This is a genomic window from Leifsonia sp. CL147, from assembly GCF_900114565.1.
Classification (GTDB): domain Bacteria; phylum Actinomycetota; class Actinomycetes; order Actinomycetales; family Microbacteriaceae; genus Leifsonia.
The window spans coordinates 1-22180 of sequence record NZ_FOTM01000021.1 but is presented as its reverse complement, the minus strand read 5'-3'; the positions used below and the strand labels follow the sequence as shown (position 1 = coordinate 22180).

At 68.0% G+C, this 22180-nt stretch carries 15 protein-coding genes; 6 read left to right on the top strand and 9 right to left on the bottom strand.

Going from position 1 to position 22180, the window contains the following annotated elements; genetic code table 11:
• Positions 1-141 precede the first annotated feature (141 nt).
• Positions 142-1680 carry an MFS transporter gene (locus BM287_RS15340; protein WP_090041225.1) on the bottom strand — a complete coding sequence of 513 codons (1539 nt, stop codon included), beginning with the start codon at positions 1678-1680 and terminating at the stop codon, positions 142-144.
• A 71-nt stretch (positions 1681-1751) separates the two neighbouring features.
• Here BM287_RS15340 and BM287_RS15335 point away from each other — a divergent pair, with 71 nt between their 5' ends.
• Positions 1752-2384, top strand: a complete 633-nt coding sequence (locus BM287_RS15335; RefSeq protein ID WP_090041229.1) for a TetR/AcrR family transcriptional regulator — start codon at positions 1752-1754, stop codon at positions 2382-2384.
• Between the two features lie 145 nt (positions 2385-2529).
• Here the strand turns inward: BM287_RS15335 and BM287_RS15330 are convergent, their stop codons facing one another.
• The 7 genes from BM287_RS15330 to BM287_RS15300 all read right to left on the bottom strand — a co-directional run bounded on the left by BM287_RS15330 (position 2530) and on the right by BM287_RS15300 (position 12092).
• Complete coding sequence (locus BM287_RS15330) at positions 2530-4437, bottom strand: glycoside hydrolase family 127 protein (RefSeq protein ID WP_090041232.1); 1908 nt, start codon at positions 4435-4437, stop codon at positions 2530-2532.
• On the bottom strand, positions 4434-6194 hold the full coding sequence (locus BM287_RS15325; protein WP_090041234.1) for an amylo-alpha-1,6-glucosidase: 1761 nt from the start codon (positions 6192-6194) through the stop codon (positions 4434-4436). The genes BM287_RS15330 and BM287_RS15325 overlap by 4 nt, the downstream gene beginning before the upstream one ends.
• A gap of 2 nt (positions 6195-6196) precedes the next feature.
• The gene (locus BM287_RS15320; RefSeq protein ID WP_090041236.1) at positions 6197-7015 is read right to left on the bottom strand and encodes a carbohydrate ABC transporter permease; all 819 of its coding nucleotides are present in this window, start codon (positions 7013-7015) and stop codon (positions 6197-6199) included.
• Positions 7012-7980: a carbohydrate ABC transporter permease gene (locus BM287_RS15315; protein WP_090041239.1), complete on the bottom strand. Its 969-nt coding sequence runs from the start codon at positions 7978-7980 to the stop codon at positions 7012-7014. Before BM287_RS15315 ends, BM287_RS15320 begins: the two co-directional genes overlap by 4 nt.
• 22 nt (positions 7981-8002) lie before the next feature.
• A complete protein-coding gene (locus BM287_RS15310; RefSeq protein ID WP_090041241.1) occupies positions 8003-9253 on the bottom strand; it encodes a sugar ABC transporter substrate-binding protein in 1251 nt (416 codons plus the stop codon).
• Between the two features lie 86 nt (positions 9254-9339).
• A complete protein-coding gene (locus tag BM287_RS15305) occupies positions 9340-10347 on the bottom strand; it encodes a LacI family DNA-binding transcriptional regulator (RefSeq protein WP_090041244.1) in 1008 nt (335 codons plus the stop codon).
• Between the two features lie 728 nt (positions 10348-11075).
• Positions 11076-12092 carry a LacI family DNA-binding transcriptional regulator gene (locus tag BM287_RS15300; RefSeq protein WP_090041246.1) on the bottom strand — a complete coding sequence of 339 codons (1017 nt, stop codon included), beginning with the start codon at positions 12090-12092 and terminating at the stop codon, positions 11076-11078.
• 494 nt (positions 12093-12586) lie between these two features.
• Here BM287_RS15300 and BM287_RS15295 point away from each other — a divergent pair, with 494 nt between their 5' ends.
• From BM287_RS15295 to BM287_RS17665, 5 genes are all read left to right on the top strand, one after another.
• Positions 12587-13627 (top strand): LacI family DNA-binding transcriptional regulator, encoded by a 1041-nt coding sequence (locus tag BM287_RS15295; RefSeq protein ID WP_090041248.1) that lies wholly within the window; start codon positions 12587-12589, stop codon positions 13625-13627.
• Positions 13628-13906: 279 nt separating this feature from the next.
• Entirely contained in the window at positions 13907-14455 is a 549-nt protein-coding gene (locus BM287_RS18145) for a hypothetical protein (RefSeq protein ID WP_244528368.1), read from the top strand.
• 107 nt (positions 14456-14562) lie between these two features.
• Entirely contained in the window at positions 14563-20706 is a 6144-nt protein-coding gene (locus tag BM287_RS15285) for an RHS repeat-associated core domain-containing protein (RefSeq protein ID WP_244528366.1), read from the top strand.
• An 81-nt stretch (positions 20707-20787) separates the two neighbouring features.
• On the top strand, positions 20788-21075 hold the full coding sequence (locus tag BM287_RS15280) for a hypothetical protein (RefSeq protein ID WP_090041253.1): 288 nt from the start codon (positions 20788-20790) through the stop codon (positions 21073-21075).
• Positions 21072-21590 (top strand): hypothetical protein, encoded by a 519-nt coding sequence (locus BM287_RS17665; RefSeq protein ID WP_139230704.1) that lies wholly within the window; start codon positions 21072-21074, stop codon positions 21588-21590. Before BM287_RS15280 ends, BM287_RS17665 begins: the two co-directional genes overlap by 4 nt.
• A gap of 287 nt (positions 21591-21877) precedes the next feature.
• Here the strand turns inward: BM287_RS17665 and BM287_RS15275 are convergent.
• Positions 21878-22180: integrase core domain-containing protein (locus BM287_RS15275; RefSeq protein ID WP_139230703.1), on the bottom strand; the 303-nt coding region annotated here is incomplete at its 5' end.

Below are 22180 nucleotides of genomic sequence, written 5' to 3'. Positions count from 1 at the left end.
CCGCCCGCTGAGCCCGCCGCCTGAGTTCACCCCGGGCCGCGCAGCGAAGGAGATTCGAACCGATCGCGTTCGAATCTCCTTCACCACTGCCATTCGAAGGAGATTCGACCCCCGATCTCCTTCGTTACCGGCCGCCGGTCCTCAGTGCGCGACCACCGGCTCCGGAGCCGCCGACACGTCCGCGACGCCGTCGCCGGCCGTCCCCGGTGCACTGGCGACGGAGGCCACGCGACGGCGGTACAGGAGTGCCGTGAGCACCGCGCCGAAGGCGAAGAAGGCCGCGCCCCACCAGTACGCCGTCGCGTAGCCGTGCACCGCCGCCTCCGCCGCGACCTGCGGGTTGGGCGGCAGGTGCGACGCCACGTAGTCCGTGACCGCGGTGGCGGCGAGCGTGTTGAGCAGCGCCGTCCCGATGGACCCGCCCACCTGCTGGCTCGTGTTCACCATCGCGGAGGCCACTCCGGCGAACCTGCGGTCGACCCCGAGGGTCGCGGTCTGGATGGCCGCAGGCATGGTGGACCCCATCCCGAAGCCGAGGACCATGAGCGGCGGCAGCAGGTCGACGGCGTAGTTCGCCGTCACGCCGAGGTGCGTCAGCGAGACCATCCCGATCGCGGCGATCGTCATGCCGATCGGGACCATGACCTTCGGGCCGAATCGCGGCACGAAGATGTTGGTCGACAGCTGTGCGGCGAGGACGAGCATCACGATCATCGGCAGGAAGCCGAGGCCGGTCTGGATGGGCGTGAACTTCAGCGTGGACTGCAGGTAGTACGTCACGAACAGGAAGATGCCGAACATCCCGGCGCCGGCGATGAGGATCGCGCTGTACGACGCGCCCCGGTTGCGGTCGAGCACGATCGGCAGGGGGAGCAGTGGATGCGCGGCGCGCCGCTGCCAGATGACGAACGCGATCAGCAGAACGCCTGCCGCCGCGAGGTAGCCCCACGAGAGCGCGGAGTCCCAGCCGTCGGATTCGGCGTTCGAGAAGCCGTAGACCAGGGAGAAGAGCGCCGCCGATACGAGGATGGTGCCCGGCACGTCGAGCTTCGGTCGTGGGCCGGTGCGCGGGACCGTGGTCACGAAGACGGTCGCTCCGGCGATGGCGATCACCGCGATGACGACGTTGATGTACAGGTTCCAGCGCCAGTCCAGCTGCTGGGTGAGCACGCCGCCGAGGAGCAGGCCGACCGCCCCACCCGCTCCCGCGAGCGCGCCGAAGATGCCGAACGCGCGCGCGCGTTCCTTCGGCACGGTGAAGGTCGTGGTGAGCACCGCGAGCGCGGTCGGGGCGAGCAGAGCGCCGAAGGCGCCCTGGAGGGCGCGTGCGCCGACGAGCAGTTCGAAGCTGCTGGCCGCGCCGCCGAGGGCGGAGGCGCCCGCGAAGCCGACGAGGCCGATGATGAACGCGCGCTTCCGGCCGATCAGGTCGGAGATCCGGCCGCCGAACAGGAGGAGGCTGCCGAAGGCGAGGGAGTAGGCGGTGACGATCCACTGGCGGTCGGCGTCGGAGAAGCCGAGATCCGCCTGCGCGGACGGCAGCGCGATGTTGACGACGGTGGAGTCGAGCACGACCATCAGCTGCGCCAGGGCGACGGTGACGAGCGTCCACCAGCGGCGCGTGGACGGTGCGGCCACGCCGGGTGCCGGGCTCGTGGAGGAGGGGATGTTCTGAGACATGAGCGTCAGCCTATACGAAACTCGACAGTTCCGGATCTCTTTTGTTCAGGAATTAACCTAGACTGTCAGAGATGGAAACCTCAGCCCTCGCACCGAAGCTCGGGCGCAAGCGGGACCACACCCGCGATCCCGAGATCCTCGAGGCCGCCCTCGACGTCCTCGCCGAGACCGGCTACGACCGGATGACCGTGGATATGGTGGCCGCGCGCGCAAAGGCGGGCAAGGCCACGGTCTACCGCCGGTGGGCCTCCAAGGCCGAGCTGGTCGTCGACGCGGTCGCCTGCATGAAGAGGGTCGACGTCGACTCCGAGTCTCTGCCCGACACCGGCACCCTCCGTGGTGACCTCGTCGCGATGATGAGACCGCACACCATCGTGGACGGCGAGAAGAAGCTGCGCGTCATGGCCGGGCTCGTCTCCATGCTGGCCGAGAACCCCGAGCTCGCCGATGCCGTGAACGCCGCGATCGTCGAGCCGCGCGCCTCCATCAACCGGATGTTCCTGCGTCGCGCCGTGGAGCGCGGCGAGATCCCGGCGGACTGCGACATCGAGCAGCTCGCGCTCCTCACCCCCTCGATGGCGGCGTACCGCGTGCTCGTGCTGCGGAGACCGGTGGACCGGCACTTCCTGCTCAGGGTCATCGACGACATCCTGCTCCCCGCGGTGGGGATCCGGCGCACGGGAGCGGCCTCGGCGAAGAGCTGAGGACCCCGTCCCATCCCGTCCCCATCCCCATCCCCATCCCCATCGCCGAAGTGCTCGTTGTTGCCGGCGACACGCCGTGGGGTGGTGCAACAACGAGCACCTCGGCGAAACCCGAGGCCCGAAACCCGAGGCCCGAGCGCGGCGGTCAGTCGGCGAGCGGCAGGAAGACGCGCATCGTGCTCGGCCCGCGGTTGGCCCACTGGAAGTACGGGATCAGCGGGATGCTCGACGTGCCCTCCGCACTGATGCCCGGTCGCTCGCCGTACGGCCAGGAGGCGTCCTGCACGTCCGCGATCCGGACCGCGGCCACTGCGCCCTCCGGCGAGACGCCGAGCGGCACGTCCGCCGCGATCCTCAGCCGCGCGACGTCCGCGCCGCCGGCCAGGTCCGTCGACTCGGCGCACAGCACGAGCGGTCCGCGCTCCACGGCCACGGTCCCACGCAGGGCGTCGATGCCGGGATGCGGGTACGTGAGGCGCGGCTCCATCCCGAGCTCGACCTGGATGCGGTCGCCGCTCGCGAACTGCGCCCTGACGGGGGCGTACCCATCCACGACGGCCACGGCCCGCCCGCCGAAGCGCACCCGCGCCTCCCGCGCCCAGTCCGGGATGCGCACAGCGATCTCCACGACTCCCTCCGACTCGACCGCGAGGGAGACCGAACCGGCGAACGGATACCCGCCCGTCTCGACCCGGACGTTCACCGCGCCGGTCGCCACGGTGGTCGAGATCTCCGCGTCGGCGAACTGGTGGAGCTGCACTCCCTCGTCCGTCGCCGTCGCCACGTAGGACGCCACGCTGGCCAGTGTCCGCGCGACATTGGTCGGGCAGCAGGAGACCTCGAACCAGGGAGCGCGCATGCTCGATTCGGCGCGTTCGCTGATCTCGTCCTCGGCCGGGGCCGACCCGGCGACGCGCTGGTGCAGGGTGTTCGCGTAGTAGAAGGCCCGGCCGTCCTCACGCGGCGACACGAGGACGGCGTTCAGCAGCGTCCTCTCGATGAGGTCCGCGTACTTCGCCTCACCCGTCTGCAGCAGCAGCCGCCAACTGAACATGACGGAGCCGATGGCCGCGCAGGTCTCGGCGTACGCCCGGTCGGCCGGGAGCTCCAGGTCGCTGCCGAACTCCTCGTTCTGGTGGTGGGAGCCGATGCCCCCGGTGAGGTACGTGCGCCGGGCGACCGTGTTGTCCCACTGGGTCCGCAGGGCGTCGAGCAGTTCGCCGTCGCCGAACTCGGCGGCCACATCCGCTGCCCCCGCCGCCAGGTACATGGCCCGGACGGCATGCCCGCGGAGGACGTTCGCCTCGCGCACGGGCACGTCGTCGAGGAAGTACTCGCTCCCCTGGAACAGGGTCGTCTTCAGCCGCTGCCGGCCGCGACGCTCCACGAGGATGCGCCCGAGCTCGATGTACCGCGGTTCCTGCAGCGCGCGGCCCAGCTCCACGAGTGCGGTCTCGATCTCGGGATGGCCGCAGACGGCATCCCGGCCTTCGGGGCCGAACTCCGCGTAGACGTGGTCGGCGAGCCGCCGGGCGACGTGCACGATCGTGTCGTCGTGCCCGGTGCGGATACGGGCGACCGCGGCCTGGAAGAGGTGGCCGAAGCAGTACAGCTCGTGCCCCCACTCCAACGCCGAGAACCGTGGACGCTGCCCCGGCCGACCGAAGGAGGTGTGCAGGTAGCCGTCGGGCTCCTGAGCTGCGGCGACCCTGTCCACGAGCCGGCGGTAGGTGGCTTCCAGCTCGGGATCGCCGGCCCGGCCGAGCTCCCAGGCCATCGCCTCGAGCAGCTTGTAGACCTCCGAGTCGACGAACTCGATGCCCTCGTGGAGCTCGGCGACCGTGCCATCGGCGGCGCGGTCGAAGTTCCGGATCCAGCCGATCCGCTCCATCCACGTCAGGCAGTGGCCGATCACCGCGCTCGCGTTGAGCTCCTGCTTCTCACGCCAGAACCCGCCCGTGATGCGCACCTCCGTCGGCCCGAGCGGACGCAGCAGGGACGTGCGGGGGGAGACCGGCCCGCCGAGGCGGGTCAGGTCGAGGGTGTCGGTCATCGTTCTCCAATGAGGGAGTCCGCGGTGACGCGGTCCTCCGCGAGGCGGGTGAGAGCGTCGGCCCGCAGGGTGAGGTAGGCGCTGGCGGTCCAGCTGTAGGCGCGGTCGCGGAGACCGTCGCCGGTGCGCGCGTCGAAGTTCTCGGCGAAGCCCGACTTCTCGCACACGGCCGCGAACGAGGCCGCGACGCGGTCGGCGAGGTCCGTGCGGCCGGCGCGGCGCAGGCCGTCCTCGATCAGCACGGTCGACGGCGCCCAGATGGGCCCCCGCCAGTAGCCGTCGTCCTGATAGAGCGGCGAGTCGACCGGCTCGGTCGCCGGACCCCACTCCGTGAGGTGTCCGGCGATGGATGCGGCGAGCCGCTCGGCGATGTCGTCCGGCAGCAGTTCGCCCAGCACGATGGGCAGGGAGTTCAGGAGGCTGCTGGAGGGCGCGGCCTCCCCGGTCGCGACCGAGCGCGCGACGAAGCGCTCGCCGCTCCACAGCTGTTCGAACAGCGCTGCACGGAGGTCGCGTTCTGCGACCGACCACTCCAGGGCGGAGTGACCGAGCTCCTCGCTCAGCCCGATCAGCACGCGGAGCTGCAGGATGAGGAAGGCCGCCAGATCGGGGGCCTCGATCACTCCGCCGTGGTCGAAGGTGGTCGAGTTGTCCCATCCACTGTCGTTGCCGTGCTGGTAGTAGGGGAGGTCGTGGCCCGGGGCGCGGCGGTAGTCGAGCCAGAACCGGGTCCAGGCGCTCAGCCGCTCGTGCACCTCCTCCAGCTGTCCTCGGCTGAAGGGCCGCGAAGCCCGGGCGCGGAGCTGCGCGAAAGCCCAGCCGTGAATCGGCGGCTTGACGAAGTTGTAGAGCACCTCGGAGTGCGTGACCGAGTCGGGGAGCGCTCCGGCCGCGTTCTGGTGGTCGAAGGGCAGCAGGAACTGGTCGAGCGCCGCATCCGGGTCGCTCGAGGCGAGGGCCATCGCGTTGAAGCAGTGGTCCCAGCTCCAGACCTTGTCCATCCAGTGCTTCGACATGAGGACGGCCTCGCGGGTGACGAAGCCGGCGGGAGCGACCGTGGCCGACCACATGACGTAGCCGGCTTTGACCGCCGCGGGCTGGATGGAGGCCGCCTCGACCGTCGCCGCCTCTCCCGCGACCAGACCACGGCAGTAGTCCCGGAACTCCGCCCGGCGCAGCTCCGCGACGCGATCGAACCCGGGCACCGACGTGACCGGAGGCGCGCTCGTCTCGATCTCCTCGAGCAGCACCTCCCACTCGGTGCCGGAGGCGAAGGCCACCGACCGGGCGCTGACGCCGACGCGCTCCGCGCCCACCACCTCCGGAGAGCCGGCCAGGGTCGTGAACCGGTACCGGCGTCCCGACTCGTAGCTCGTCAGCGTGACGGCCCCATCGAGCGGATCGACGAACAGATAGCCGCCGGTGAAGGGTGTCAGCTCGTCGGGCGCGACGAAGCTCAGCCCCAGGCCCCGCCCGCGGAACCGGATGCCGGTCTCGTCGAACACGGCCTCGACCGATCCTGCGGGATGGGTCCAGCCGAGCACCGCGGGCGTCGCGCGCACCTGCGCATCCACTCGCCGCCCGTCCACCTCGGGCGTCACCCGGAAGACGGCGTGCATCCCGCCGGTGTGCGTCACCAGGTGGATGTCCTCGGCGACCCTGTGCAGGCCGGTCACCCGCGACAGGTCGAGCCACGCCCCGCGACGCGAGAAGGGGATCTCGCCGATGTCGAAGGAGAAGTCGTCGAACGGGTCCATGCTCAGTCCTTCACGGCGCCGGCGGTGACGCCCGCCGCGACATACTTCTGGGCGATGACGAGGAGGACCGCCGCGGGGATGGAGGCGACGACGGCGGTGGCCATGATGGCGTTCCACTCCTGGTTGTTGTTGCCGATGTACTTGTAGATGCCGAGCGTGATCGTCTGCAGGGCGCCGCCGCTGTTCAGGGTGGACGAGAAGATGAAGTCCGACCATGCCCAGAGGAACGCGAACAGCGAGACCGTCACGATCGAGTTGCGGCTCACCGGCAGCACGATCGAGCGGAACGTGCGCCAGGTGCCGGCGCCGTCGATCTTCGCCGCGCTCAGCAGCTCGTCGGGGATCCCGGACATGAAGGCCGAGAAGATCAGCACGCCGAACGGCACCGCGAGCGTGGAGTCGGCGATGACCAGCCCCCAGACGCTGTTGAGGATCCCGAGGTTCAGGTAGATGGCGTAGAAGCCCATCGCCATGATGATGCCCGGGATCATCTGCGCGATCAGGAGCACGAAGTTGAGGGCGCCGCGTCCTCTCGGGCGCAGCTTCGCCAGCGAGTACGCGGCAGGCGCGGCGATCGCGACGGTCAGCAGGACCGTGCCGAGCCCGATCAGGAGGCTGGTCCCGAGGTAGGGGAGCTGCTGGCTGATGACCGCCTGGTAGCCCTCGAAAGTGGCGTGCACCGGGAACAGGTCGGGCGGGCTCTTGCGCATCTCGGTCGCCGGGGTCAGCGAGACGTTGATCATCCAGTAGACCGGGAAGAGCATCACGATCGTGAGAAGGACGCCCACCACCGTCTTCCACCAGGGTCGCCGGCCGTTCATGCGAGTTCCTGCTTTCGCTGCGTGCGGATGTAGATGACGCCGAAGATCAGGGCGATGACGATGAGGACGTTGCCGACCGCGGCCGCCGGGCTGAAGTCGGGCAGCGTGGAGGCGAACCCGAGCTGGTAGGACCACGTCGCGAGCGTTGTGGACGACATGCCGGGCCCGCCGCGCGTCATGATCCAGATGATGTCGAACACCTTGAGCGTGTAGATCAGCCCGAGGAGCAGAGTGATCGCCGACACGGGACGCAGCAGCGGGAAGGTGACCCGCCAGAACTTCTGCCAGCCGTTGGCGCCATCGAGGGCGGCGGCCTCATACAGCTCGGTGGGGATGTTCTGCAGTCCGGAATACAGGATGACCAGGTTGAACGGGATGCCGATCCAGATGTTCGCGATGATCACGCTGGTGAGCGCCCAGTCGGGCGAGGTCAGCCAGTTGACGGCCGGGAGGCCCATCGCATGGAGCACGGAGTTGACGACTCCGGAGTCGCTGTTCAGCATCCACGACCAGGTCGACGCCGAGACGATCAACGGCAGCAGCCACGGCACCAGGAACAGGGCGCGGAGGGTGGCCGAGAGGCGGAAGTTCTGGTGGAAGAACACCGCGAGGGCCATGCCGAAGGTGAACTGGAAGGCGATCGAGATCACCGTGAAGAGCCCGGTGTGCAGGATGGCCGGCCCGAAGGTCGGATTCTGGAACACCTTGACGTAGTTGTCGAGGCCGACGAACGGAGCGTCGCCCTGGACGAACGAGCGGACCGTGTAGTCGCGGACGCTGAGCTCGATGTTGCGGTAGAGCGGGAAGGCGTAGAACACGATCAGGTAGACGACCACCGGAGCGAGGAACGCCCAGGCCGCCCACTGACCGGATCGACGCCTCCTGGCCCGCGGCGGGGCGGCCGTGCCGGCCGCCCCGCTCTGGTCCCGAACAGCACCCTGGGGTGCCGTCTGTGTGGTGGTCATGGATCCGTGCTTTCGAGAGGTGTTACTTGGTTGCTGCTGCTGCAGCGCTCTGAGCGGCCTTCAGCGCCGCCTCCGGCGTCTGCGAACCACTGAGCGCATTCTGCACTGCTCCCCAGAGCTGCTGCGAGATCTTCGGGTAGTTGGTGCCCAGGTTGTCGCTGGTGCGGCCCTTGGCGGCGGCCACCGCATCCACCCACGGCTTCAGGTCCGCGTTCGCCGCGACCTGCTCCGTCTGCGCCGCCTCGGTGGGGGCGATGTAGGAGAGTGTGGTGTCGGTCTTCACGAAGCTCTTCGTGCTGGTGAGGCACTCGGCGATCTTCTTCGACGTGGCGTAGCGTGCGGTGTCCTTCTGGACGGGGATGGTCATGAACTCGCCGCCCGTCGGGGCCGGTGCTGCGCCGCCATCGATGCCCGGGATGGTGAGGATGCCGTAGTCGATACCGGCCTTCTTCACGTTGCCGAGCTGCCACGTGCCGTTCTCGCCGAACGCGTAGTCACCGGTGGCGAACTCCTGCCACGAGGTGGTCTGCGTGTTGTTGATGACCGAGTTGGGGGCGTAGCCCTTCTTCAGCCAGTCCGTCCAGAGCGACAGCGCCTGGGTGGCCTTGCTCGAGTCCAGGTGCTTCAGGTCGGCGCCGGAGCCCCAGAACCACGGAAGGAACTGGAAGCTGCCTTCCTCGGTGCCGATGGCCGAGAAGGTGATGCCCTTCTTGCCGGCAGCCGTGACCTTGGCGAGCGCTGCGGTGAGGCTCGGCCAGTCCTTGACCGACGCGATGTCGACGCCTGCCGCGCTCAGCACGGTCTTGTTGTAGTAGAGGGCCAGCGTGTTGGCGCCGATCGGCACGCCGTACGTCTTCCCGTCGACCTGGCCGGCAGCCAGGATGTTCTTCTGGATGGCGGACGTGTCGAGCTTGTTTTCGGACGTGCTGGTCAGGATGCCGGCGTCGGCCAGCGTCGAGACGACCGGGTTGTCGACGAGCAGCAGGTCGGGCGAGCTTCCCTGCTGGCCGGCGAGCAGCGCCTTGTTGGTCAGGTCGCTGGTGTCGTAGCCGGTGCGCTTCAGGGTGACGCCGGCCTGGGTCCCGCACTGCTCGACCAGTTTGGTCCAGTCGGCGGATGCGTCGAACTGGGGGTACGGATCCCAGAACGTGTAGGTCCCGCCTGCGCTGCTGGTCGAGCCGGAGCCCGAGCCCGAGCAGGCGGTGGCGCCGCCGATGACGGCGGCCGCGAGAACGGCGGCGCCGATGATGCGGGCGCGCTTGTGTGCGATCACAGTATTCCTCCTTGAATCGTGCATTGCTGGTGTGTCTTCATCCGCGGAGCGCCGCGTCGGTGCGGGCGCTGCGTGTCTGTTCGGGTTCATGCGGTGCTCCCGCGGATCGTGAGTTCCGGTGCGATGAACCGGGTGACCGGGGCTCCTGCGAGCTCCGGCGACGCGATCCGGCGCACCAGTTGCCGGACCGCGTTCTGGCCCAGCTGATCGGGCGAGCTCTCCACCGCCGTGTAGGGCAGGGAGAAGGCTCGGCCGAAGTCTTTGGAGTAGAGGCTCGCCACCGACAGGTCCTCCGGCACGCGCGTGCCGCGGGTGGCGAGGACCGAGGGCAGCGCGGCGATCGTGGCGTCGTTGTGCACGATCAGGGCGGTTGCGGTGGGACGCGCATCCAGGATGGCGTTCATGCTCTGGCCGATGGCCGGCTGCTGAGCCTCGCCGAAGTAGGGGTGGATCTGGATGCCGTACCGGGCCGCGCGCTCGAGCGCCGCATCCCGGAACCGCCAGCCGTACGCGCCGCCGCGGTCGAAGACGTGCTTGGGCGGGGAGACCACGATGATCTCGCGGTGTCCCAGTCCGTAGAGGTGGTCGACCAGGATGCGGGCGGACTCGCCGAAGTCGAGGTCGAACACGTCGAGGCCCTCGGTGCGCTTCGGGAGGCCGACGAGGGCTCCGGGCTGCGGGGCGGCGCGGAGGGTCTCGAGGCGCGGGTCCTCGTGGACGACGTCGAGCAGGACGACGCCGTCGACCATCCCGGCGCTCGTCACCCGGCGGAGGGCTGCCGTGGCGTCGGTCTCGGTGACCAGGAGGATGTCGTAGCCGAACTCGCGGGCCGTGTCGGACACGGGGAGGACGTACTGGAGCATCGCCGGTGCGAACTCGTCCTGGTGGAACTGGGTGAGCAGGCCGATCACCATGGTCTGCGACGTGGCGAGCGCCCGGGCTCCGGCGTTCGCCGTGAAGCCGAGGGCGAGGATGGCCTCGTCGATGCGGGCCCGGGTGGAGGGGGAGATGGACCGCTTGCCGGACAGGGCGTACGAGACCGTGCTCGGGGATACGCCCGCGTGGCGGGCCACATCGGTGATGGTGATCGCCATGGCGCCTCCTCGGGCCTCTCGTCGTCGATGCTGGCTGGGGTTCAGGTTCGGGTCCGGGTTCGGGTTTCGCGGGACCTGTCGAACCGGTTCGATCAATGTAGCGCCTCGATGCGGCCCTGACAAGTCGAACCGGTTCGATTCGTCGAAAATCTTTTCGCGGAAGGGGTGGCGGCCGGCGGGATGCCGTCGCGGGCCTGAGCGGCCTCGGGGTCTCCGCGGTCGTCTGTAACGAATGCGGGTGCTCGCCCCACCGCACACGTTCCGAACGTGCGCAGACATGCGAACCCGGGCAGGGCGACTCCGTTAGCCGGAGCGACGGACCAGGGCGCCGTGAGGCGGCCGGCGGCGTGTCGCCGCTCCGTTGCGCCGCTCCGCATCGGCGCTCCGCGTCGCCGCTCCGCGTTGCCCGCTCCGCATCGCCGCGGTCTCACCGGCTTCGGGGTCTCCGCGGTCGTCTGTAACGAATGCGGGTGCTCGCCCCACCGCACATGTTCCGAACGTGCGCAGATCCGGTCGCGCGGCGACGCGGAGCGCACGTGACGGGATCGGGTTCGCACTCCGACCCGCCCCGCGTCTGCGGTCGTTTGTAACGTATGCGGGTGCTCGCGCCACCGCGCACGTTCCAAGCGTGCGCAGACATGCGAGCGTCGGCGCTCGGTCGCAGAGCTACCCGGATCGCCCAGGTAGGGCGCCGGCCCAGCGCCCTGCCGCAGGCTCCGTCTCGGCGATCAGCCGACGGCGCGCGTGCTTCCGCGATCGACGAGCGCCGGCTCGATGAAGCGGACCACCGGCGCGCCCGCCTGCTCGGGCGCCGTGATCCGCAGGATGAGGCGGCGCACGGCTTCCTGCCCGAGCGCGTCCGGCGACGTCTCGACCGCCGTGAACGGGAGCGAGAAGGCCTGCGCGAAGTCCTGGGAGAACACCCCGATGACCGACAGATCGTCCGGGCAGCGGATGCCGCGCTTGTCGAGGTACGACGGCAGTGCCGCGATCGTTGCGTCGTTGTGCACCACGATCGCCGTGGCGTCCGGGGATGCGGCGAGGGCCGCATCCAATTCGTCCACGATGCCGGGTTGCCGCGACTCGCCGTAGTGGGGGGCGAGCCGCATCCCGTAGCGGGCCGCGCGTTCCACTGCAGCGTCGCGGAACCGCCAGGCGTAGGAGCCGCCCCGGTCGTAGACCTGGCGGGGCGGTGTGATGAGGACGATGTCCCGGTGGCCGAGCGCGGCCAGGTGGTCGACGATGAGTCGCGCGGCCTCGCCGAAATCGAGATCGAAGGAGTCGAAACCTTCGCCGTTGCGGGCGTAGCCGATCAGCACGGCCGGCTGCGTCGCGCCACGGAGCGGCTCCAGACGCACGTCGTCGTAGGTCACGTCGAGCAGCACGACGCCGTCGACCATCGCGGATGACGTGGTGCGCCGGACTGCGTTGACCAGATCCGGGTCCGTCACCATCAGCAGGTCGTAGCCGTGGTCGCGCGCGGTCGTCGACACGGGGAGGACGTACTGCAGCATCGCCGGCGCGAATTCGTCCTCTTCGAACTGCAGATACAGTCCGAGCACGTTGGTCTGGGACGTGGCGAGCGCCCGTGCGCCGGCATTGGGCGTGAATCCCAGCTGCTCGATGGCCTCCTGGATGCGCGTCCGCGTCTCCTCGGAGATCGCGCGCTTGCCGGACAGGGCGTACGACACCGTGCTCCGGGACACCCCGGCGACCCGCGCGACATCCCCGATCGTGGCAGCCATCGTCACCTCCAGGCTGCGATTCTCGCACGTCGCGCCTTCGTCGCTTGCGCACTGGCCTCTTTCGCTTCATCGAACCGTTCGGAGCATCGAACCGCTTCGACCCGCTTCGCTTTTCGCCGAGGTGCTCGTTGTTGCACCCGACACGCCGCGCGGATGCGCAACAACGAGCACTTCGGCCGTCCGGCGTCGCGCCGCCTGGTGTCGCCCCCCCGTGCCGAGCCGCCCGGTGTCGCGCCGCCCCGTGTCGCGCGGCCCAGCCCGCGTTGCCAGCTCACCTCCCTTTGGTGAGGTGCTCGATGTTGCACCCGACACGCCGCACGGGGCCGCAACTACGAGCACTTCGGCGGTCTGTGCGCGCCGCCGGCCTTGCGCGCTCCACCCTCGCCGAGCGCCCCGCGCGCCCCGCGCTCCATCCTCGCCGCGCGCCCCGCGCGCCACCCTCGCCGTAGCATGTCCAACGTTGTAGAGTGGACGGAAGCAACTCGGGAGGACCAATGGCGGCGACGCTCCACGATGTGAGCCGGCTCGCCGGCGTGTCGATCAAGACCGTCTCGAACGTCATCAACGATTACCCGTATGTGCGCGACAGCACCCGCCAGCGGGTCCTCGACGCCATCGCCGAGCTGGACTACACGCCGAATCTCTCGGCGCGCAGCCTCCGATCGGGCCGGACGAACGTGATCAGCCTGATCATCCCCGAACTGCGCAACGCCTACTTCGCCGAGCTCGCCGACTCCGTGATGCGGGCAGCGAGCGAGCATGGCCTGTCCGTGCTCATCGAACAGTTCGGCAACGACCGGGAGAGCGAGCTCACGGTGCTGCGCAACCGGCGGGGTCGGATGGTGGACGGCATCCTCTACAGCGTCCTCGCCCTCGACGAGTCGGACCGCCAGGCGATCGCCGAAGTGGCCACGCCGATGGTCCTGCTGGGCGAGCGCATCTTCAATGGGCCCAAGGACCACGTCACGATGCAGAACGTCGAGGGCGCCCGGGCCGCGACCGAGCTCGTCCTCGCCGGAGGCCGGCGTCGCATCCTGGCGATCGGTGCGCATCCCGGCGAGGCCATCGGCTCAGCGGGCCTGCGCCTCGCCGGCTACAAGGAGGCGCTGGAGGCCGCCGGTATCGGCTACGACGAGCGCTTCGTCGTCCCCGCAGGCACCTGGCACCGTGCTGACGGCGCGGGAGCCATGCGTGCGTTCCTGGAGACCGGTATCGAGTTCGACGCGGTGGTGGCCTTCAACGACACCCTCGCGCTCGGCGCGCTGCGCGTTCTGCAGGAGGCGGGCTACCGGGTGCCCGAGGATGTGGCGCTGGTCGGTTTCGACGACATCGACGAGACGCACTACTCGATGCCCACACTCTCGACGATCGACCCCGGACGCGATGACATCGCCCGCCGCGCCGTCGAACTGCTCGTGCGACGGATCGAGGACGACTCGGAATCGTTCGAGCCGGAGGAGATCGCGGTGCCGTTCCGGGTCATCGAGCGGGAGTCCACCCCCGCGACGGTCCCGGCCGTGCCGACGAACGCCTGAGACCGGACCGCCACATCGCGACGGGCGGCACGCGTCGTCCTGAGCCGGCGGTGCGCGAATTCCGATGCCATGAGTGGAGAGCGCGGCGGAAGAAATTCCTGACGGACGGCGTCACGACTCGCTGACGCGTTCGTCATTCATGGTGTGCAGCGTTCTCTTACCCCTCTCCTAGCGATCTCTCGGCTCGTGGCGGCCGGCGTCGCCACCGTACTGCTGTGTGCCGGCATTTCGATCGCCGCCGGGCCGGTGTCCGCGGCGGAGCCCGGTCCGGTTTCGTCCGTGTCGTGCCCGGCCGTGCAGGACGTGTCGTCCTGTGATGCGGACGGGGACACGATTCCGGATGCCGTGGAGCGCGTGGTCTCGGGCTCGGCCACGGGCGCGACCGGTCGCGAGGATCGCGATGCGGACGGCATCCCGGATTGGGTGGAGGTCATCGCCTGCGGAACGGTCCGGTGCGCCTCGCCGACGAAGGATTCGGTGGGGGATGCCATCCCGGATTTCGCGCGGCAGGTCGTGTGCGGGTCGACGACCTGTCTCACCGGTAACGGCGACCTGAACGCGAACGGTGTCCCGAAGTGGGCGTCGGTCGTGATCTGCGGCACGGCGAGCTGCGCAACCGGCCATGAGGACTACGATGGCGATGGCGTGTCGGACGCGATCCAGTTGGCCGCATGTGTTGTGGGGCGGGATGCTCTGGCCAGCACCGGCTCGAGTATCGCCATCGGGCTGATCGCCGCGTTGGCTGCCGGATTGATCATCGCCGGCATCCTGCTGGCGCGGAAGCGTCATCTGTTCGCCGCCGCACTCAACTCGGGCGCTGCGTCCTGATGCGCGAGTTGGTGCTGCGCCGTTCCTCCGCGCGCCGGACGTCAGTGCGCCGGTCCTCCGCGCGCAGGTCCTCCGGGCGTGGGTTGTGGCTTCGCGGCTGCGTCTCAGTGATAGCCCTTGCGGCCGTCGTCGCGGTCGGCACCGTGACTCCGGCGGAGGCTTCGCCGTTGGAGATCGCCCGGCGAACGGCTGCCGCGACCCTCGCGGAGGTGCGTGCGGCGGCGGCCGTGCGGGATGCGCGGGTCGCCGCGCAGACCACGGCTCCGGCGCCCGTCGCGGAAGGTACGGTTCGTCCGGATGCGTCCTCTACGGTGGCCGCGGAGAGTCTCGGTGTGTCCGCTACGTTCTCCGGCAATGAGGTGCCGTCCGACCTGAGCGTGTCGGTGGGTGCCGCACCCGCGGATGCGCTCGTGTCCGCTCAGGCGGAGCAGCCGGGTGGCGGTGTCCCGGTGTCGGATCCGGTGCAGATCACCGCGAAGGACGCTGCAGGGAAGCAGCAGACGAAGTTCCCGGCGAAGCGCATCCACACCCGCGGTGGCGGCAAGAAGGGACCGGTGGTCTCCGACGTCGTTCCGGGCGTGGCGTTGAGTGTGAAGCCGGATCTGGCGCGGGTGAAGGCGAACGGTCTGGATACGAGGACGCTGCAGCTCTACACCCGCGAGAAGTCCGGTGACCCGTGGGTCGTTCTTCCGTCGTACTTCGATGCGAAGACGGGCTTGGTGAAGGGGGAGTCGACGCACCTGTCCCAGTTCGTGGTGATCGGGGTGAAGTTCGTCCCGCCGCCCGGGCCGGTGGTGGTGCTGGACCCGGACAACGATGAGGGCCACGTGTCCACGCCGGCGCCGCCGACGTCGGAGCTGGGGTTCAACATCCGGTTGGCCCAGCTGGTGTCGGGGATGTTGCAGCAGGATTGCCGGGCGTCCGTGGTGATCACCCGGCAGGATGTGTCGGTGCCGTTCATCAGCCGGGACACGCGTGCGGGCATCGCGACGAACGCGAACCCGGTGCTCACGCTCGGGATCGGGTTCAACACGCTGGATGGTGTCGCATGGGGCGGAAGCGATCCTTCGCTGGGTGGTTCGCAGTCGTATTCGCGCGGTGGGCCGGCGGATGACCAGCTGTCGTTCTCCCTCGTCGGGAACCTGCCCACGTATACGGGTCGTCCGGCTCAGAACATGGGCAACAACGGCAACTTCCCGGGGTCGGAGTTCGATGGTGTGCCGGGTGCGTTGACGCACCTGGAAGCGCTGTTCATGGACAACAACTACGACCGAGCCGTGATCGACAACGGGTTCTCGTACATCGCGGACGGTGTGCTGACCGGTCTGGGTAAGTGGTTGGAGACTCAGGGTTTCGATTGCACCGACCCGGTGACCGGTGGCTGGCCATCCCCGCCCTCGGCGGCGGAGCTCGCCCGCTGGCGGAATCTGGGCCTGCAGAATTACCTGACCTACGGCGGAGAGCCGTTCTCGTTCTCCACGGGCAACCTGGTGGAGCAGGAGAAGCTGTTCTCGCTTCCCGGTCTGGGCGGTTCGTCCACCGATCTGACCCTGTTCTACAACTCGCAGGACGGCCGGTTGTCGCGGGTGGGCGCCGGGTGGTCGTTCGGTCTCGACGCCCGGGCGCAGCGGTTCAGCGATGGCAGCGTGATGGTGGTTCGCGGTGACGGGGCGAGTTATGTGTTCACGCCGGACGGCCACGGCGGCTATGTCGCCGATCCCACCGTGCATCAGACGCTGTCCGAGCAACCCGGCGGGCGACTCCTGCTCACGGACGTATCCGGTGAGTCGTGGCTGTTCGATGCCGGAGACATCGAGGGCATCGGCGAACTGGTCGCGCACACGGACGCCAACGGCAACGCGATGACGCTGACGTATGGGGCGGCGGATGGGAACACGCAGCAGTTCGTGCCGCTCACCTCCATCACCGTCCCGGGCGGCGAGATCATCCAGGTCCAGTCCGACGCTCTGGGCCGTGTGACCGGGTTCACCCGTCCGGGCGGCGACCATTGGGGTCTGTCGTACGACGCGGCCGGGAATCTGACGACGGTCACCCTCCCGGACGGTCGCACGCACGTCTTCAGCTACGACGGGACGCACCAGCTGCTGACCGGTACGGATGCCACCGGCGCGCTGTACCTGAAGAACGAATACGATGCCGCCGGCCGGATCGTGAAGCAGTGGGACGCCGCGGGCAAGCTGCGTACGCTGGACTACTCCACCGCCGGGCAGACGACCTACACGGACACTCTGGGCCGGGTGAGTCTGTACTTCTACGACTCTGCCTTCCGCATCACGAAGGTGAAGCATCCCGATGGGAGCACGGCTTCTTTCGGTTTCGACGCGCAGAACAACGTCACCCGTTCGACCGACGAGAACGCGCACACCACGACATATACGTATGACGGGTCGGGGAACATCCTGACCGAGACCTCGCCCACTGGTGCTGTGACGAAGTACACCTACACGCCGACCGGTCTGCTGGCCACCCGAACGGACGCGGGAGGACCGAAGGGAGCTGCGCGGACGTGGGCGTACGACTACGACGCCTCCGGGCGGCTGACGGTGACGCATCAGCCGGATGGGAGCACCATCACGAACCGGTACGACGGGACGGGAACGCTCGCCGCCTCGGTCCAGCCGTCCGGCGCGACCACCACCTACGGGCACGATGCCCTGGGTAACATCACCACGGTCACCGATCCCACCGGAGCAGTCACTCGCTACGCCTACGACAGTGCCGGGCGGATCACCGCGGTGACCGACCCGAACGGACACACGACCCGTTATGCCTGGGACAACGGGGACCGCGTGACCTCCGTCACCGACCCCTCCGGCAATGTGACCTCGTACGGGTATGAGCCCAACGATCACGTCTCGCAGGTCACGGACCCGGCCGGTGCCGTGTCGAAGTACACCTGGGATGCGCTCTTCCACCTCACCCGGGCGACGAACGCTGCCGGTGGCGCCACCGCCTACACGTACGACAGCGAGGACTCCCTCCTCGGGGAAACCAACCCGCAAGGTGCGAAGACGGTGTATTTCACGGACGGGAGGGATCGGGTGACCTCGGTCACCGACCCCAACGGTGGGTCGTGGACTCGCACCTACGACGGAGTCGGTCACGTCACCGGTGTCACCTCTCCAACGGGGGCGAAGACGACGTACCGGTACGACGCCGCCGGGAACCTGATCTCGCAGACGGACCCGGTCGGTGCGACCACGAAGTATTCCTACGACGGTGTCGGTCGCCTGGTCGGCCAGACCGATCCCGACGGCGTCTCGACGCGATTCGGGTACGACGTGATGGATCGCGTCACCCGGGTCACCGATGGTGCCGGCAAGCACACCGACTACGGGTACGACGCCGATAGCAACCTGATCTCGGTCACCGACCGCAGGGGTGGCACCACCCTGTACACCTATGACGCGGCCGGGAGGGTCACCTCTTCCACGACGCCGATGGCCGAGACGACCCGTTATGGATACGACCCGGCCGGGAACCTGACCGCCGTGACGGATCCGCTCGGCCGGACCACCACCACGAGCTACACTTCCACCGACCAGGTCGCCACGACCACGGACCCCGCCGGACACGCCACCACCTATGCGTACGACGCCGCCGGTCGACGCATCGCGGTGACCGATCCGACTGGGCACACCACCTCGTACGGGTTCGACGCGGGCGGGCGGCAGACCTCACTGACCGACGCGACGGGGGCCACCACAGAATATGCGTACGACCTGGCCGGGCAGCAGACCTCCGTCACCAGCGCGAACGGCAGCGAGACCGTCTACGCGTATGACCCGGCCGGGCAACTCACCCGCGTGGTCGAGGGGTATCGGAAGGGTGCAAAGCCTGCTTCCGATGTGAACGTGACGACGTCGTACGGGTACGACGCCGACGGCAACCTCACCACCGTGAAGGACCCGAACGGGCACACCACCCGCTACACCGTGGATGCGGCGGGCCGCACCACCAGCGAGATCAACCCCGTGGGGAACACCACCCACACGACATACACGAAGGCCGGCCGTACCGCGACGACCGTCGCTGGGACCGGGGCGACCACCGCCTTCCGCTATGACCAGCGCGGCGACCTGATCCGCCAGGATGCTGCCGGCTCGATCGCGACCTACGAGTACGACTCTGAGCAGCATCTCATCGCGGTGACCGACCCGGGTGGGGTGACCGGTTTCGTCTACGACAAGGACGGCCGCACCTCCACCCAGATCGACCAGCAGGGCGGGAAGCTGCTCACCGCCTACGATGCGGCCGGTCAAACCACTGGGCTGACCCTCCCGACCGGGCAGCAGCTGACCTACACCTACGACCAGGCCGGGAAGGTCACCTCCCAGGCCTCTCCCTGGGGTTCGCTCAGCTACGTCTGGGACCCCGCAGGCAACCTCAGCACCCAGTCGCGCTCGACCGGCCTGAGCACCGGGTATCAGTACGACCCGGACAACCGGGTCACCGCGATCGCCCACACCACCCCGCAGCCCGCAGCCGCACCGGCACCCGCCTCGAGCCCGACTGCCGCTCCGTATGCCAAGGGGGACGCTGCCGCGGCCACGTGCACCGGCGTCGCCGGATACCTCGGAGCCCGCGCCGGCACCAAAACGGATGCGCCCCTGTGTGAACGCACGGCTCCCTACCTGAACGGGCGCACCCTGCCGACGCCGGCCAACCCGGTCGCGGACGGCGGATCGCTGTCCTACCAGTACGACTATGACGGCGACGGGAATGTCACAACCGCCAGCCGCACGATCACCGACCAGCCCGCTCGGCTGGCGACCACCGGACAGCCGGGGGCGGCTGTCGCCAAGCCGAAAACCACGAAGACATCGACGACCTACGCGTACGACGCTTTGGACCGGCTCACGGCCTCCACGTCGGCTGCGGGGGAGAAGAACAGTTACGGGTACGACCCGGCGGGCAACCGCACGGCCTGGTCTCGAACAGGTGCCAGCGATGGGAACTTCGCGCAGCAGGGGACGTACAACGATGCCGACCAGCTCACTCGGACCGACACATCAGGGCCCGGTCGGGGCGTCGCGGCCGGCACCGCCACCTACTCCTACGATGGGGCCGGGAACCGGGTCAACCAGTCCATCGGTGGAGTCTCCACCCAGTACGGCTACAACCCGGCCGGGCAGACCACCCAGGTCTCCCGGGAGGGCCGCATCACCGACTACGGCTACGACGGCCTGGGCCGCCGGGTCACCACCACCGACTCCACCGGGTACGGCACGGACACCACCCACACCGTCTTCAACGGACTCACCCCGGCACAAACCACGAGCACCGGCACCGGAACGGCGACACTGGTCCGGGACGCGCTCGGCAACCTCGCCGAGCACGTCACCCAGAACGGTGACGCCACCTGGGACCTTCTGGACCGCCTCGGCTCTACCGTCGCCGACGCCAACGGGCCCTCGATCACCCAACTCTCCACCTATGACGACTGGGGCGCGCAACAGTTCGGCACCACCGGCTGGTCAGCCCCTGAGAACTACACCGGCGAAACCACCGACCCCACCCAGGGCCTCAACCACTACTATGCGCGCACCTACAACCCGGGCACCGCGACCTGGACCACACCGGACGCCTACGAGGGCGTCCTCACCCAGCCGCAGTCGCTGCACCGCTACGCCTACGCGTGGAACAACCCCACCAGCAATGTGGACATCAACGGCAACATCTGCGCGAGATACAACCCTGCCTCCGACGGCATCCCCCTCGGATGCGGAACGAACCCGGCTCCATGGCGACCCACAATCACCAAACCACCAACTTCACCTGCACCGCCCGCACCAGCAAAGCCTTCCTCACCTGCCAAGCCCAAGGCCGACTCACCAAACAGCCAAAACAAAGTCCAGGACAGACATGACAACATCGATTGGACGCTTGTAGCCAACATTTTGGGTGTTGTTTCTGGAATTGCGGGTTTCTTGATCTGGACGCCTGCGCCCTTTGGTCAAATATTTGCTGCGATCGCTGGCGCGGCGGGAATGGTGAGTTCAGCAATCACGTGCATGGAAGCTATCAAGAACAAGAAGTCCAGCGATTGGGCAAATTGTATAGTCGGCGCGTTGCTTACGCTGATCCCGTTCGTCCCGATGGCCGTAAAGAAATGGGTCCAAGGTTGGGCGTTGGAGGCGGTGGAAGGAGCGATGTCAGCCCTCGGAATCGTCGGCAGTGGATACACAGGCATAGTGAGTGGTGGCGGGCTCGTGGGAGGGAAGACGTAAATGGTGGATAGGTCATCCCGGGGAGTAGATCACCCCCACGTGTTCTCGGCAGGGAACTTCCTTCGGCTGGCCACTGGATGCATGCTTCTCGCTATCGGGCTGGCGTTGGCGGGTTTCGGCTTGCTGTTGATACCGCACGGTGTTCCGTATGGAGTGCTCGCCGCGATCATGTTGGCCTTGATGGGTGGCACGATCGTGTTCTATCTGGTCGGCCGAACGATCGGCGTGTGGGAAGCGCGGGCCGGGTACACGACTCTGTCGAATCGTTACCGTGAGCTGCCGCAACTCGAATCCCGGTCCGGAAAAATCATCCGTTCGGCCGGAGACCCGTACCGTTCGCCAGCGCACCGAAGAGGCGAAATCAAATGACAACAAACGTGATTGTGTATTCGATTGTCTTCGCGTTTTTGGCCGCAGTTGTCATTGGAGCAATTCTGACAATCACGTCGATCCGGCTCCATACCGTTCGACTGGCGACCTTACAACCTCGTGCCGACGCACTGACATTCACTGGGTTCAGCGCGTCGGAAACCAACGCCGTTCTGCGGCGGATCGCCAGAGCGCAGGGTTCGAAGTGCCATCGGACAGGGCAACGATTTACTGTTGTCGTCGATGAGTCGACAATGACTTTTTGGGGAGGATCCACCCAGCCCGAAAGGATAGCTTCTTTCCCGCTGGCAGCCATCTCAGATGTGGCCGGAGGAACGACTGAATTCGGTCGAATCACCTACCAAACTCTGTTTCTCGGGGTGAGCGTTGAAGGCAAGACATATGGCCTGCCGATTCGGGTGGCGGGGCCGAAGGGAATCAATCGCGCATGCGCAGCCCAGAGGGATGAATATCTGGGCGAGTTTCTGAAGCGGCTGCATCGTGCTGCTGCTTGAGCTCCCGGACTTGGATTGGGTTGTGACCGCTCGGGCGCGGCTTCCCGTACTGACCGTTGCGCTAGTCGGTACGTGTGTCGCAATCAGTGGCTGCGCCGGAGTGTCAGGAGTCCAGTCGTTGGCAGCGGCAATGGAGAGGTCGCAAGTCATGGACCACAACGCTCAGGAGCTTTGCTCGGATTGGGCACAAGACGACCTCGGAAATCCAAACAACTACGTGGTCATCAGCACGAAAGACTCCACATTGGGCGAACGGGACTGGTGCAGCGGAGGGTGACAGTTTCGGTTTAGGCCGCGAGGGCCAGGTTGTTGTTCATGATGGTCTCGAACTCGATGGGCGTCAAACGGCCGAGCCGGTCTTGTCGGCGGCGTCGGTGGTAGGTGCGTTCGATCCAGGTGACGATCGCGATCCGGAGATCTTGGCGGGTGGCCCAGGAGCGCCGGTTCAGGACGTTCTTTTGCAGGAGGGCGAAGAAGGATTCCATCGCCGCGTTGTCGCCTGCGGCCCCGACACGGCCCATCGATCCGACCAGGCCATGTCGGTGCAGAGCACGGGCCTGCTTGCGGGAACGAAATTGCGATCCACGATC

Excerpts from the sequence above, each read along its gene's own strand:
- BM287_RS15330 (WP_090041232.1), bottom strand. The coding sequence starts at position 4,437 with ATGACCGACACCCTCGACCTGACCCGCCTCGGCGGGCCGGTCTCCCCC.
- BM287_RS17665 (WP_139230704.1), top strand. The coding sequence starts at position 21,072 with ATGACAACAAACGTGATTGTGTATTCGATTGTCTTCGCGTTTTTGGCC.
- BM287_RS15300 (WP_090041246.1), bottom strand. The coding sequence starts at position 12,092 with ATGGCTGCCACGATCGGGGATGTCGCGCGGGTCGCCGGGGTGTCCCGG.
- BM287_RS15325 (WP_090041234.1), bottom strand. The coding sequence starts at position 6,194 with ATGGACCCGTTCGACGACTTCTCCTTCGACATCGGCGAGATCCCCTTC.
- BM287_RS15280 (WP_090041253.1), top strand. The coding sequence starts at position 20,788 with ATGCTTCTCGCTATCGGGCTGGCGTTGGCGGGTTTCGGCTTGCTGTTG.
- BM287_RS15315 (WP_090041239.1), bottom strand. The coding sequence starts at position 7,980 with ATGACCACCACACAGACGGCACCCCAGGGTGCTGTTCGGGACCAGAGC.
- BM287_RS15335 (WP_090041229.1), top strand. The coding sequence starts at position 1,752 with ATGGAAACCTCAGCCCTCGCACCGAAGCTCGGGCGCAAGCGGGACCAC.
- BM287_RS15305 (WP_090041244.1), bottom strand. The coding sequence starts at position 10,347 with ATGGCGATCACCATCACCGATGTGGCCCGCCACGCGGGCGTATCCCCG.
- BM287_RS15295 (WP_090041248.1), top strand. The coding sequence starts at position 12,587 with ATGGCGGCGACGCTCCACGATGTGAGCCGGCTCGCCGGCGTGTCGATC.
- BM287_RS15320 (WP_090041236.1), bottom strand. The coding sequence starts at position 7,015 with ATGAACGGCCGGCGACCCTGGTGGAAGACGGTGGTGGGCGTCCTTCTC.
- BM287_RS15340 (WP_090041225.1), bottom strand. The coding sequence starts at position 1,680 with ATGTCTCAGAACATCCCCTCCTCCACGAGCCCGGCACCCGGCGTGGCC.